Here is a 13,008-nt window from a genome sequence, read left to right as displayed (position 1 = left end):
AGTTCCTGCATGTCCAAGACTGTCCTGATCACCGGTGCCACGTCCGGCTTCGGTGCTGCTGCCGTGCACTTGTTCGCCAAGGCCGGTTGGAAAGTGATCGCCACCGGCCGCCGCCAGGAACGGCTGGCGCCCCTGGTCGAGGCCTTCGGCCGCGACGTCGTCCACGCCGCCGCATTCGATATCCGCGACGCGGCAGCGATGGATGCCGCCATGGCATCGCTGCCCACGGAGTTCACCGACATCGACGTCCTGGTGAACAACGCGGGCCTGGCACTGGGCACCAAGCCGGCCCAGGACGCGGACCTGTCCCAGTGGCGGCAGATGATCGAGACCAACATCACCGCCCTGGTGACGCTCACCCACCGCCTGCTGCCCGCGCTCATCGCGCGCAAGGGCGCGATCATCAACATCGCCTCGGTGGCCTCGAGCTATCCGTATACCGGCGGCAACGTTTACGGCGGCACCAAGGCGTTCGTGAAGCAGTTCTCGCTGGGCCTGCGCAGCGACCTGCACGGCACCGGCGTGCGCGTGACCAGCATCGAGCCGGGCATGGCCGAAACCGAGTTCACCCTGGTGCGTACCGGCGGCGACCAAGCCGCCTCGGACACCCTGTACGGGGGCGCCAGCCCGATGACCGCGCAGGACATCGCCGAGCAGATCTTCTACGTGGCGAACCTGCCGGCACACCTGAACATCAACCGGTTGGAGATCATGCCGGTCAGCCAGTCCTTCGCCGGCTTCCAGATCGCGCGCAACCCGTGACGGCCTGACCCCGCGCGCGGCTCAGGCCGTCTCGCGGGCCACGACCGGCGGCCTGCGCGTGCCCAGCACCCGGCCGCGCAGGCGCAGGCCCGGCCGTTCGACCGCGTAATGCAGCACGGCCGCCACCAGCAGCGCGGCCCCACCGTAGACCAACACCTGCGCCACGCCCAGGCCGGCGATGGCATCGCCCAGGTGCAGCTGGACCTGCTTGAACACCGCCTTGTGCACCAGGTACAGGCTGTAGGAGATCCCCGCCAGCCAGCCCGCGCCCGGCACCTGCCAGCGCCCAATCAAGCTGCCACGCGCAGCCCCGGCGAATACCAGCAGCGCCAGCCCAGCCGACAGCACCGGCCAGCCCAGGGCGTTGGACATCAGGTCGACACGGGCCCGTGTCAGCCAGAAGGCGAGTGCCATCACGGCCAGGCCCAGCATCAGCACCCCATTCGCCTTGGCCTGCGCGCGTGCCCACAGCGCCGGCCGGAACACTTTCAACGTCGCCAGCAGCACGCCGCACAGCAGGCCATCGAGCCGGTTCCAGGTCGGGTAATACAGATCCTCGACGAACCAGTTGCGCTGTGGCGCGCCCGACGCCTCGGCCGCGGTGTCGTGCAGCCAGATCCCGCTCCGCAGCGCGATGCCGCCGACCACCACGCAGGTGGCCAGCACGCTCACCTTCCACACCGCCGGCCGGCGCATCAACGCCCAGGCCAACAGCGGGAACACCAGGTAGAAATGCTCCTCCACGCACAGCGACCAGGCGTGCGAGAACGCCGAGCGGCTGTAGTCGTTGCCCAGGTTCATCACCATCAGCGCGAACTTCCACAGCGGCTCCATCAACGGCGCCTCGCGCCAGGCCGGTACCAGCACGTACAGCGCCAGCACCACCCAATACGCCGGCAGGATGCGGAAGGCCCGGCGCAGATAGAAATCGCCAAAGCGCAACGGCTCGCCCCGCGACAGCGGCGCCAGCACCTGCTGTCCGATCAGGAAGCCGCTGAGCACAAAGAACAGGTCCACCCCCATCCACCCGTAGTAGGACAGCCAGCGCCAGTCCGGCCCCAGTCCACCGACCACCCAGGAGTGGAAGAACATCACCCACACGATGGCGATGGCGCGCAACAGATCCAGGCCTGGAAGATGTCCCTGTGCGGAGCTCGGCATCCGGGTCATGTCCGTCCGCCCTGCAGTCGCGCGCGCAGTCCATCCACATAGGTCCGACTGACCCGGATCACCGCGCCTTCCTGGGTCCGCACCAGCGCATCGCGGTTGGTCAATGCACGCAACTCGGCAACCGCTTCCACGCGCACCAGGGTCGAGCGGTGCACACGGACGAAGCCTTCCGGCTCCAGCTCCGCCTGCAACTGTTGAAGGGAGCGCCGCAACAGCCCATGTCCTTGTGAGGTATGCAGTTGCACGTAGTCGCCATCAGCCTGGACCCAACGCAGATCCGCCAACGCGATCCAGCGCACCATATGTCCAACACGGACGGCATAACGTTCCGGCGCGCGCGTCAGTCCGGCCTCGCCGCCGACATCCCCACGCGCCTCCGGAACCGACCTCAGCCGCCGCCGAGCCCGCCCCAGCGCATCGTCGAAACGCTCATCGTCGATGGGCTTGAGCAGATAGTCGATGGCGTCCAGGGCGAATGCCTCAAGCGCAAACTGCGCGTGGGCGGTGAGCAGGATGACGTGAGGCCGCTGGGCCGGCGCCAGGCTACGGATCCACTCGAGTCCGGACCGGCCGGGCAACTGGATATCGAGCAGCACCAGATCGGGGCGTTGCTGATCCAGACACACGGTCGCCGCCTCCACGTCCCCAAACTGGCCTATCAGTGTGAAATCCGGACACTGTCCAAGTCGCAGCGCGATGCCTCGCCGCGCCAAGGGTTCATCGTCCACGATCATGGCGCGAATGGGTGCCGACATCATGTGCCGGCGTCCTGCTCTTTGAACCCTGTGAACGGGATCGTGATCTCCACGCGGTAATCCGACATCCCGAGCCGCCGGGCCTGAAACGCGTATGCGTCGGGATACAGCTGCTTCAGACGGCTGACGAGATTGGCCTGACCAACCGGGACCGCAGGTGGGGCCGTCGCCATATCGGCGGCGGCGTCGACACCTTCATTCTCCACGCGCAGGTGCAGACGCTCGCCCTCGCACGTCGCCTTGATGGACAAGCGCCCTGGCTCACGACGGCGGGCGATGCCATGACGGATGGCGTTTTCGGCGAGCGGCTGCAGCAGCAAAAAAGGCACACGCGCCGCCAACACGTCAGGGCCAATGTCCCATTGCACCTTCAAGCGCTCGCCCAGCCGCGCCTGCTCGATCGCCAGGTAGGTTTGGGTCAGGGCGATTTCCTCGGCCAGTGGCACCTCGTGCGCTGGCGCGTCCAGCGTGGTGCGCAGAAAGCTGGCCAGATCGGCGATCATCCGCAGCGCCGCCTCATGACGCCGGTCGGCCACCAGGGTCGAGATCCCATTCAACGCGTTGAACAGGAAGTGCGGCTGCAGCTGCTGACGCAGGGCGCGCAGCTCTGCCTCCCTGGCCACCAGTTCCATGTCGCGCAACCGGCTCTGTTCACGCTGCAGCGCAATGGTGTGGACGACCAGCGCATGTAACGCGCAGAAGGCGAGCAGCGCCCACCAGCAGTCATCCAGACCACCGAACAGGGACAGCCGCGACCAGCGACGCTCCGGTTGCCAGGCCAAGGCCTGCGACATCGCGATGCCCAGCACGTTGTTGACGACCGACATGGCATAGGTCACCACCAGGATCAGCCCGATCCAGCGCCAGGCCGACCAATTCCGGCGCCACACGCGCCGTTGCAGCGCGGCCAGGACCGGGAACCAGACCAGGCAAGCTGCCAGGTAGAGCGTGCGATAGATCGCCCCACGCGGGCTGAAGGCCAGCATGCCCATGATCAGCATGCACACCACCATGGGCAGGGCCGCCACCCAGACCAACGACCAGGACGGCTGCACCCGTGCGAGCTGCCCGGTCCTGGGCATCCTCGACAGGAGAGCGAGAGAACGATCTGGCAAAGGGGCGCTCACGACAGAAGATGCTGCACATTGGAGCCCAGGTGCGCCGCACACGCCAGCGATCGGGCGCGATGTTGCGCTCAATCGTGCATCGTGCGCGACAAGCCGGGGCGACCGGGGGTCGCCGGGTCGCGCGCATTCTGGAAGCCCGGCCTGGGAGACACGTCCTGTGGGTCACGCCGCCGCGCCAGCCAGCGCGCGCGCAGCCGCAAGCCGGGGCGTTCGACGGTGTAGTGCAGCAGCGCACCGCCAGCGAGGGAGGCACTGGCATACGCGGCGAAACTGAGCACGCCGTGGCCGTCGACCCAGGGGCCCAGATGCCGATGCACCAGGCCGGCCACGGCGGTGTGCGTGAGATACAGGCTGTAGGACACGCGCGCCAACCAGCCCATCCCGGGTACCGGGCGCGCACCGATCCAGCTGTGCGGCGAGGCGCCGGCAAAGACCAGCAAGACCATCCCCGCAGACAGTAGCGGCCAGCCGATCGTGTTGCCGACCGGACTCAGGCGCGACCAGAACGACCACAGCGCCAACCCCACGCCCAGCGACCCGAGCAGCAACGCGGCATTAGCGTGCACCTGCAGCGATGACCAGCGTGCCGGGCGATACACACGCAAGGCCGCCAGCATCACGCCCGCCAACAGGCCGTCGAGTCGATTCCAGGTCGGGTAGTACAGGTCGCGGCCGAACCAGTCCGCCGCCGTGCCGCCCCTGGCCACCTGCAGCTGCGCGTCGTGGACCCAGATCACGCCACGTAGTACGACGCCGGCGGCCACCACCACCGCGCATGCCCAACCGAATCCACGCCAGCTCAGCCGCCCGCTGCAAGCGCAGGCCAGCAGCGGGAACACCAGATAGAAGTGTTCTTCCACGCACAGCGACCACACCTGCGCGAACACATCCTGCCCTGGGACATAACGCAGGTTGTAGACGAACAGCGCGTAGTGCCACCACGGCGCCATCTGCTCTCGCTCGCGAAAGCCGGGCCAGGCCAGGTAGAGCGCCAGCACCACCCAGTACGCCGGCAGGATGCGGAAGGCCCGGCGCAGGTAGAAGTCGCCAAAGCGCAATGGCTCGCCCCGCGACAGCGGCGCCAGCACCTGCTGCCCGATCAGGAACCCGCTGAGCACGAAGAACAGGTCCACGCCCATCCAGCCATGCCGCGCGAACGCATCCCCGACCGGCCCCAGTCCGCCAACCAGGTAGCTGTGGAACAGCATCACCCAGACGATGGCCAGGGCACGCAGCAGGTCCAGTCCGGGCAATCGCACGACGCATCCTTGCGGGCGGGAATGCCCGATTAGAAACCATGCGCCGCACGCATGCCATCTCCCAGCGCGCGGTGGCGCAACCCGCATCGACCGGCGGGACGTGGGGCATGCACATCACGAGGCGGATCCTTCCGCCACCGGCGGTCCGCACCAGCGCCCGCAGGCCTCGTCCGATCTCGATCGCTTGGCAGTCCCCACTCCGCCGCAACACAAACGGCGCGGGACGAGGCCGGCTTCAGGCGTCGTGCGCGGGCACGGCCAGACGCGCGATCTGCGCGGCGTCCTGCAGTTGGGCGACATTCCAGCAGGCCCCCACCAGCTGGCGCACCTGGGCATCGGGCAGGATGTCCTTGGCCAGGTCGGCAAACTTGGCCTCAAGCTGCGCATCGCTCATCGGCACTTCCAGGCTGCCGACCGCGTGGGCGATGAACTTATGCAAGGTGCGGCCATCGGCCAACGTCATGGTCATGTCCACCTGCTCCGGCTTGATCGCCGGGTCGACGGTCGCGGTGACCTTGTCGCGAAGCGCGACCACCACCGGGTTGTGCACGGCCTGATCGCTGAACTGGCGTTCCCCGGCCGCGCCCTGCACCAGCGCGATCGCTACCGCGTGGTAGATGCTGAACTTCCCCTCCAGGCCAGTCTGCGGCGTCTTCTTGCCAGTGAGTTCCAGCACCAGCGGATGCACCTTCAGGGCGACGCTGGCGATCTGCGCGGGCTGAAGGTGGTACTGGTTGCGCAGCTTTATCGCCGCATCCAAGGCCGGATGGATGACGATCCCGCAGGCGAAGGGCTTGTAGGTGTTGAGCGCCGCCTCGTAGTGCTCGCCCAGGCCATCGGTGATCTGACCATAATCCTGCTTGGTGCTGAGGACGTTGGCCCAGCCACGCTTGGCTTCGATCATGGCGTCGGAACTGGTGAAGTCGCGCGCGGCCAGCAAGGCGGCGAACAGGCCATTGGCCGCGGCCCGGCCCGGATTGAAACTCTTGTTCATCGAACCGAACGACTCGCGCAGTCCGACCGGCTGGGAGGCGGCCAGCCCGAGCGCCCAGACCATCTGCTGCTCGCTCAGGCCCAGCACCTTGCCGGTGGCGGCGGCCGAGCCGAATACGCCGGCAGTGCCGGTGATGTGCCAGCCGATGTCGTAATGGTTGGGATAGACCGCGTTGCCGATGCGGCATTCGGTTTCCACGCCCAGCAAGACCGCGTTGAGGAAGTCACGGCCCGAGACCGGGTGATATTCGGACAGCGCCAGCAGGGCCGACACCACGGGGCCGGCGGGGTGGATGATGGTCTTCAGGTGGGTGTCGTCGAAGTCGAACACGTGGCTGGCGACGCCGTTGACGAAGGCCGCGTTCATGATGTCGAAGCGCTCGCTGCGGCCCAGCAAGTGCGCCTGCGACGGCGCCGCGAACGGCGCCAGCGCCGCCACCGCGCGATCGACGGTCTCATGATGCGATCCGCCGACCGCCACGCCGACCCAGTTGAACAGCGTCCGGGTTCCTTCCTTGCGAACCTGCTCCGGAAGGTCTTCGTACTGCGCACCCACGAGGTAGCGCGCCAGGGTCCGGGTCACGCCCTGTCCGGCCCGCGCGGCATCGGCGTTGGGCGCGGGCGCAGCCTGGCGGTCATTGCCCCCACTGGTCGCGAAGACCGGCACGGCAGCGGTCAACGGTGCAAGGGCGCCCGCCTTCAGCAGCATTCGACGATTGATGTTATTCATGCATGATCCTCCGGCATCAGCGATGGAGAAACCTGTGAAATGCCATGCTGACGGATACCTTTCGCGGTTAGAACTGCAAAAATCTGAGAGACCTATGCATGGCGAGCATTAATACAGACCTGAGCGATCTTCGTGCCTTTGTCGCCGTGGCTGAGCGCGGCAACTTCAGCGCCGCGGCACTGGAGATCCATCTTTCCCAGCCGGCGCTGTCCAGACGTATCGCCAAGCTGGAAGGCGCCCTGGGCGTTCGTCTGCTCGAACGCACGACGCGTCGTGTCAACCTGACCGCGTTCGGGCGCAACCTCGCGCGCAGGGCGCGCGAGCTGATCAACGAGTTCGATGCCTCGCTCCTGGGCGCCAGTGAACTGTCCGCGCGCGTCGCAGGCGAGGTCACCGTGGCGTGCGTGCCGTCGGCCGTGACCCATTTCCTGCCCGACGTGCTGCGCGACTTCCATGCGCGATTTCCCAGGATCCTGATCCGTGTAGTTGATCAAGGCGCCAGCGACGGACTGTCCAGCGTGATCCGCCGGGAGGCCGATTTCGGCCTGAACTACATCGGCGCGCAGGAGCCAGAGGTGGAATTCCGACCGGTGCTGACCGAACCGTTCGTGGTGGCCTGTCACAACGCGCATCCGCTGGCCAGCCGCTCCGAGTTGCGCTGGGCCGACCTGGCCGGCCACGACTACATCAGCGTGGCGCGAGCCAGTGGCAATCGCTTCGTGCTCGATCTGGCCCTGGCCGGCGTTCCTGAGCTGCCCCGCCCTTTCTGCGAAGTCCGCCACATCATGAGCGTGGTCAGCCTGGTCGAGGCAGGGGTCGGCATCGCCGTGGTGCCACGTCTGGCACTCCCGCGCCAAGGCCACCCACTGCTGACCGCCGTGACGCTGGTGGATCCGGCAGTGACGCGCACGATCGGCCTGGTCAGCCGGCGTGGTCAGCTCCTGTCCACGGCAGCGCACCAGTTCTACAACGCGATCCTCGCGCGCGGCGAGGACGCCTCCCTGACGGGGTGACGGCCCCACCGTCGCGGCTTGTCGTTCATGCAGGCGAGCCGGTTGGGCCGGCTTCCAGCGCGCGTCGGATAGCGCGGACGAGCGCTTGGCAGCCGCCACGCCCTGCGCGTGATCGCCATGGGCCTGAAATCGAGTCGAATGCGCAAACCTGGACCAGGCGCTGGTCCGCCAGGCGTCATCGAGCGCGTCCAGGATCGGGCAACGGCGCTTCCACGCGTGGCGCGGGCGCGGGGTCGCGGATCGACCAGATCACCGAAATGATCTTCCAGCCAGCCTCGGTGCGGACCAAGTGCCACATTTCCCGCCCCCAGTTGGTCTGCCTGCCGTCCTCCAGGTAGGCATAGTCGAAATCCACGGACGCCACCTCGCCATCGGTGTCGATCCTGATCTCCGAAAACACCTCCTCGCTGGACTTCGCACTGGAGACGACCGAATCGATGAAGTTGAGGTAATTGGACGCCGGGATGTACCGGCTCTTTTTCGCATCAGGCTTGAGGCTGTGGAATCGCGCCATGCGCGCGTCGTCGTTGACGAACTGCCAATTCACCCGCTCAGGGTTTTCGGAGAAGAAGAGCCTGGTGAACCTGGCCTTGTCCTTCTCGACGATGGAGCTTCGGAACGCTTCGACGACCTGGCGCACGGCGGCCACGTCGCGCGGGTCATTGGGCGCGGCAAACGCCGGCCACACGGCCAGGAAGGAAAGAGTGACCAGGGTGACCGTGCTGGATCTGATTTTCATGGGAAACGGAGCCGTCCGCGAAGAAGGCCCCATTCCCCCACAGGCCAGAAGGCAACGCCATGCGCCGGCCCGGTCGATGCGACCAACCGTGCCTGCCCTGCGACGAGCAGGCCGGCCGCGAGGTCAGCCCAGCGGCTCGTCGCTCAGGTAGGTGTAGCCGGTCAGGCCGGCTTCCAGCGCCGCGGACAGTTCGGCCGCGCGCTCGGCCGACAGGCCGGCGGCGGCCACGCGCTGGGCGTAGGCGCTGCGCAGGTCGGCCAGCGAATAACCCACGTAGTCCAGCATCACGTCGGTGGTGTCGCCACGGCGCTGCTGGGTGATGCGGGTGGCGCCGTCGGCGCAGGTGACTTCCACCGCGTCGGTGTCGCCGAACAGGTTGTGGATGTCGCCCAGGATCTCCTGGTAGGCGCCCACGAGGAAAAAACCGATGCGGTAGCTTTCCCCGTGCTTCAGCGGATGCAGCGGCAGCGAGGTGTCCAGGCTCTCGTTCTCGACATAGGTCTTGACCATGCCGTCCGAGTCGCAGGTCATATCGCAGATGATGCCGCGCCGCGCCGGCGCTTCGTCGAGCCGCTCGATCGGCAGGATGGGGAACACCTGGTCGATGGCCCACACATCCGGGATCGACTCGAACACGGAGAAGTTGACGAAGTACTTGTCCACCAGGCGGTCGTTGAGCTCGTCCAGGATCGGGCGATGGCTCTTTTCCTCATGGCTCAGGCGCGCGCGCACGCCATGGGCGATGGCGTAGAACAAGTCATCGATACGCGCCCGCGAGGTGAGATCGATCTGGCCCAGCGCGTAGGCGCTCAGGCCTTCGGCGTGGAAGTGCTGCGCTTCCTGGAACAACTCCACCGCCGGACGCTCATCCAGTTCGGCATGGATCTCGCGCAGGTGGCGCACGGCGGCCGGCTCATCGTCATGGGCGTCAGGCACGCGGCCTTCCGGCGCTTCTTCGACTTCCGAGACGTTGGCGATCAGCACCGCATGGTGCGCAGTCATGGCGCGGCCGCACTCGGTCACGATGCGCGGCGCAGGTAAGCCGTGTTCCTCGCAGGCCTCCGCCAACGGCTGGACGATGTTGCCGGCGTAGGAATTGAGCCCGTAGTTGATCGAGTAGTAGCTGCGCGAACGCGTGCCTTCGTAATCGATCCCTAAGCCACCGCCGACGTCGACGTGGCTGATCTTCGCGCCCAGGCGCGAGAGTTCGACGAAGTAGCGCACCGCCTCGCGCATGCCATTGGCGATATCGCGCACGTTGGAGATCTGCGAGCCCATGTGGAAATGCAGCAGGCTCAGGCACTCGGCGTATTCGGTATCGCGCAGCGACTTCCAAAGGTCCAGCACCTGGCGCGGGGACAGGCCGAACTTGGCCTTGTCGCCGCCACTGTTCTGCCACTTGCCCGCGCCCAGGCTGGCCAGACGCATGCGCACGCCCAGACCCGGCTTGACGTCCAGCGCGCGGGATTCCTCCAGCACCAGCTTCAGCTCGGAGGGCTTCTCGATGACGATGAAGGTCTCCAGTCCCAGCTTGCGGCCGATCATCGCCAGGCGGATGTATTCGCGGTCCTTGTAGCCGTTGCAGACGATCAGCCCACCCGGGCGCGAGAGCGCCAGCACGGCCATCAGTTCGGGCTTGCTGCCGGCCTCCAGGCCAAAACCCTCGCCGTGGTGGCTGGCCAGGGTGCCGGCCACGCCACGATGCTGGTTGACCTTGATCGGGTACACGGCGGTGTAGCCGCCGGGATAGTTCCAGTCGGACTGGGCCTGGGCGAAGGCCGCCTGCAGCTTGCCCAGGCGCTGACCCAGGATGTCCGGGAAGCGCACCAGCAGCGGCAGCTTGGCGCCATTGGCGCGCGCGGCATCGACCACTTCGGGCAAGGCCACGGCCGGACCACCCGGCCCCTGCGGGCTGACCATCACCCGCCCGGACGCGTCCACGTCGAAATACCCGTCGGCCCAGTGCGGGATCGAGTAGGTCTTGCGGGCCTGGTCGGTGGACCAATCGCTCATCGGGACGTGCGCCTGTCTGCGGGGAAAACGGCCGCGGATTGTAACGTCTGGGGAATTGCGCTTCGTTACAATGCGCCGCCTCGCGCGCAGGACCCTGCCGCACCCTCCCTTTTCCGCCCGGCGCCGGCCCTTGTGCCCGCCACGCCCGCACAGGACCTCCTCATGAGCGACAACTGGTACATCGAACACTTCCAGCCCACCGGCTCTGCGATCGGCTTCCGCCTGAAGGGCAAGCTGGACGAGGTGCAGTCGCCGTTCCAGAAGATCGAGATCTTCGAGAGCACCGACTGGGGCAACCTGATGGTCATCGATGGCGCGATGATGCTGACCACCAAGGACAACTTCTTCTATCACGAGATGATCAGCCATCCGGTGCTGTTCACCCACCCGAATCCGAAGCGCGTGGTGATCATCGGCGGCGGCGACTGCGGCACGCTGCGCGAGGTGCTCAAGCACCCGGGCGTGGAAAGCGCGACCCAGTGCGACATCGACGAGCAGGTCACGCGCATGGCCGAGAAGTATTTCCCCGAGCTGTGCGAATCCAACAGCGATGCGCGCGCCGAGCTGCTGTTCGACGACGGCGTGGCCTACATGGCCAACTGCCCGGCCGGCAGCGTGGACGTGGTGATCGTGGATTCCACCGATCCGATCGGCCCGGCCGAGGGGCTGTTCAACCAGGCCTTCTTCGAGAGCTGCTTCAAGGCGCTCAAGCCCGATGGCCTGCTGGTGCAGCAGTCCGAATCGCCGCTGGCCCTGCTGGATTTGATCAAGGACATGCGCGCGGAAATGGGCAAGGCTGGCTTCAAGGCTTTCAAGACCCTGCCCTTCCCGCAGCCGTGCTACCCGACCGGCTGGTGGAGCGTGACCATCGCCTCCAAGGACGCCAGCGCGGATTTCGCGTTCCGCACCCAGGACGCGCAAGCCAAGCCGTTCCCGACGCTGTACTACACCGCCCACCAGCACACCGGCACCCTGGTGCCGCCGCCGTTCGTGGCCGAGGCCCTGGGCGAAGGCTGAGGCGCGCCCTCGCCTGCCGGGCCGACAACCAAACCGCGCGGCAGCCCGCCGCGCGGTTTTCTTATTTCGTAGGCCGCGCCGGCGCGCTGTCATGCGCTTGCCACCGCCACCGGCCAGCGTGCATGGTCACCGATCCCGTGTCCCCCGCTCCGGAGTCCTGCATGATGCCGATGCGCCTGTTGCTGCTGAGCTGCGTGGGCGCCGCCTTCTTCTCGCTGGCCCAAGCCCAGGACATGACGCTCACCCCGCTGCCCACCGATCGCCCGCTGGTCATCGCCCATCGCGGCGCCAGCGCACTGCGCCCCGAGCACACCCTGGCCGCCTACGCCAAGGCCATCGAAGACGGCGCGGATTTCATCGAGCCGGACCTGGTCGCCACCCGCGACGGTGCGCTGGTGGCCCGCCACGAGAACGAGATCGGTGGCACCACCGATGTGGCCGCGCATCCGGAGTTCGCGGCGCGCAAGACCAGCAAGACCATCGACGGCCATGCGGTCACCGGCTGGTTCACCGAGGACTTCACCCTGGCCGAACTGAAAACGCTGCGCGCGCGCGAGCGCCTGCCGGAGCTGCGTGGCACCGCCTTCGACGACCAGTTCCAGATCGTCACCCTGGACGAGATCATCGACTTCACCGCCGCCGAGGCGGCCGCGCGCGGGCGGATGATCGGACTGATCCCGGAGATCAAGCATCCCACCTACTTCCAGCAACGCGGCCTGGCGATGGAGCGCAAGGTGCTCGACACCCTGCAGGCCCACGCCTACACGCGCACCGCGCCGGTGGTGATCCAGTCCTTCGAAGTGTCCAACCTGAAGGAACTGCACGGATTACTGAGACCGGAGCGATCCAACATCGCGCTGCTGCAGCTGATCGACCAACCCGATAGCCAGCCCGGCGACGTGCTGGCCGCCGGCGGCACCCAGACGTATGCCGAGATGATCACGCCGGCGGGCCTGCGCGCCATCGCCGCCTACGCGCAGTACCTGGGGCCGTCCGTGCGGGCGATTGTCCCGGTGGAGGACGGTCGGCTGGGCCCGCCCACCGCGCTGGTGCGTGATGCCCACGCGGCCGGGCTGCGGGTAGCGCCATGGACCCTGCGGCCGGAGAACTTCTTCCTGCCCGCCTCCCTGCGCCAGGGCGATGCGCCGGCCGCGCGCGCCATTGAAGGCACGCTGGAGGAAATGCGTCGCCTCCTCGGCACCGGCGTGGATGCCTTTTTCACTGACGACCCGGCACTGGGCCGCCAAGGCGTCGACCGTCTCACGGATCGCTGAGGCGCCGGGCGCAGCACCGCGCCCTTCTCGGACCGTTCAGCCCTCGGGCACGGTCTGCCTGAACCCGAAACCTCGGATAACCGCTGCGCGTGCAACGGTGTGTCCGCACGTCCTGTCGGAAAAACGTTACATCCTGATGTCGTAAAGACGTTAGAA

General features: G+C 67.1%; 10 protein-coding genes and 1 pseudogene. 4 read left to right on the top strand and 7 right to left on the bottom strand.

The genetic code is table 11. The annotated features are described in order from the left end of the window. Positions 1 to 9: 9 nt before the first annotated feature. Entirely contained in the window at positions 10 to 762 is a 753-nt protein-coding gene (locus ACORQU_RS09880; RefSeq protein ID WP_491641017.1) for an SDR family NAD(P)-dependent oxidoreductase, read from the top strand. Positions 763 to 783: 21 nt separating this feature from the next. Here ACORQU_RS09880 and ACORQU_RS09875 read toward each other — a convergent pair whose 3' ends face one another. From ACORQU_RS09875 to ACORQU_RS09855, 5 genes and pseudogenes are all read right to left on the bottom strand, one after another. After that, positions 784 to 1,923, bottom strand: a complete 1,140-nt coding sequence (locus ACORQU_RS09875) for an acyltransferase family protein (protein ID WP_491645047.1) — start codon at positions 1,921 to 1,923, stop codon at positions 784 to 786. A 5-nt stretch (positions 1,924 to 1,928) separates the two neighbouring features. After that, positions 1,929 to 2,690 carry a LytR/AlgR family response regulator transcription factor gene (locus ACORQU_RS09870; protein WP_491641016.1) on the bottom strand — a complete coding sequence of 254 codons (762 nt, stop codon included), beginning with the start codon at positions 2,688 to 2,690 and terminating at the stop codon, positions 1,929 to 1,931. Then, complete coding sequence (locus ACORQU_RS09865; protein WP_491641015.1) at positions 2,687 to 3,688, bottom strand: sensor histidine kinase; 1,002 nt, start codon at positions 3,686 to 3,688, stop codon at positions 2,687 to 2,689. Before ACORQU_RS09865 ends, ACORQU_RS09870 begins: the two co-directional genes overlap by 4 nt. 293 nt (positions 3,689 to 3,981) lie before the next feature. Then, positions 3,982 to 5,073 (bottom strand): annotated as a pseudogene (locus tag ACORQU_RS09860) (acyltransferase family protein); the annotation flags it as partial. 235 nt (positions 5,074 to 5,308) lie between these two features. After that, the gene (locus ACORQU_RS09855) at positions 5,309 to 6,796 is read right to left on the bottom strand and encodes an MmgE/PrpD family protein (protein ID WP_491641014.1); all 1,488 of its coding nucleotides are present in this window, start codon (positions 6,794 to 6,796) and stop codon (positions 5,309 to 5,311) included. A gap of 98 nt (positions 6,797 to 6,894) precedes the next feature. Here ACORQU_RS09855 and ACORQU_RS09850 point away from each other — a divergent pair, with 98 nt between their 5' ends. Further along, positions 6,895 to 7,809: a LysR family transcriptional regulator gene (locus tag ACORQU_RS09850; protein WP_491641013.1), complete on the top strand. Its 915-nt coding sequence runs from the start codon at positions 6,895 to 6,897 to the stop codon at positions 7,807 to 7,809. A gap of 175 nt (positions 7,810 to 7,984) precedes the next feature. Here ACORQU_RS09850 and ACORQU_RS09845 read toward each other — a convergent pair whose 3' ends face one another. Both ACORQU_RS09845 and speA read right to left on the bottom strand, forming a co-directional pair. Continuing rightward, complete coding sequence (locus ACORQU_RS09845) at positions 7,985 to 8,548, bottom strand: nuclear transport factor 2 family protein (protein WP_491641012.1); 564 nt, start codon at positions 8,546 to 8,548, stop codon at positions 7,985 to 7,987. A 123-nt stretch (positions 8,549 to 8,671) separates the two neighbouring features. Continuing rightward, a complete protein-coding gene (gene speA / locus ACORQU_RS09840; RefSeq protein WP_491641011.1) occupies positions 8,672 to 10,561 on the bottom strand; it encodes an arginine decarboxylase in 1,890 nt (629 codons plus the stop codon). A 162-nt stretch (positions 10,562 to 10,723) separates the two neighbouring features. Between speA and speE the strand changes: the two genes are divergently transcribed. Beyond that, positions 10,724 to 11,578 carry a polyamine aminopropyltransferase gene (gene speE / locus ACORQU_RS09835; protein WP_491641010.1) on the top strand — a complete coding sequence of 285 codons (855 nt, stop codon included), beginning with the start codon at positions 10,724 to 10,726 and terminating at the stop codon, positions 11,576 to 11,578. 161 nt (positions 11,579 to 11,739) lie between these two features. Further along, positions 11,740 to 12,852, top strand: coding sequence for a glycerophosphodiester phosphodiesterase (locus ACORQU_RS09830; protein WP_491641009.1), 1,113 nt, complete (start codon positions 11,740 to 11,742; stop codon positions 12,850 to 12,852). Positions 12,853 to 13,008 lie beyond the last annotated feature (156 nt).

This window comes from Pseudoxanthomonas sp. JC1303 (genome assembly GCF_058448525.1).
Note: the sequence above shows the minus strand (reverse complement) of the source record. Positions and strands in the feature narration are given on the sequence as shown.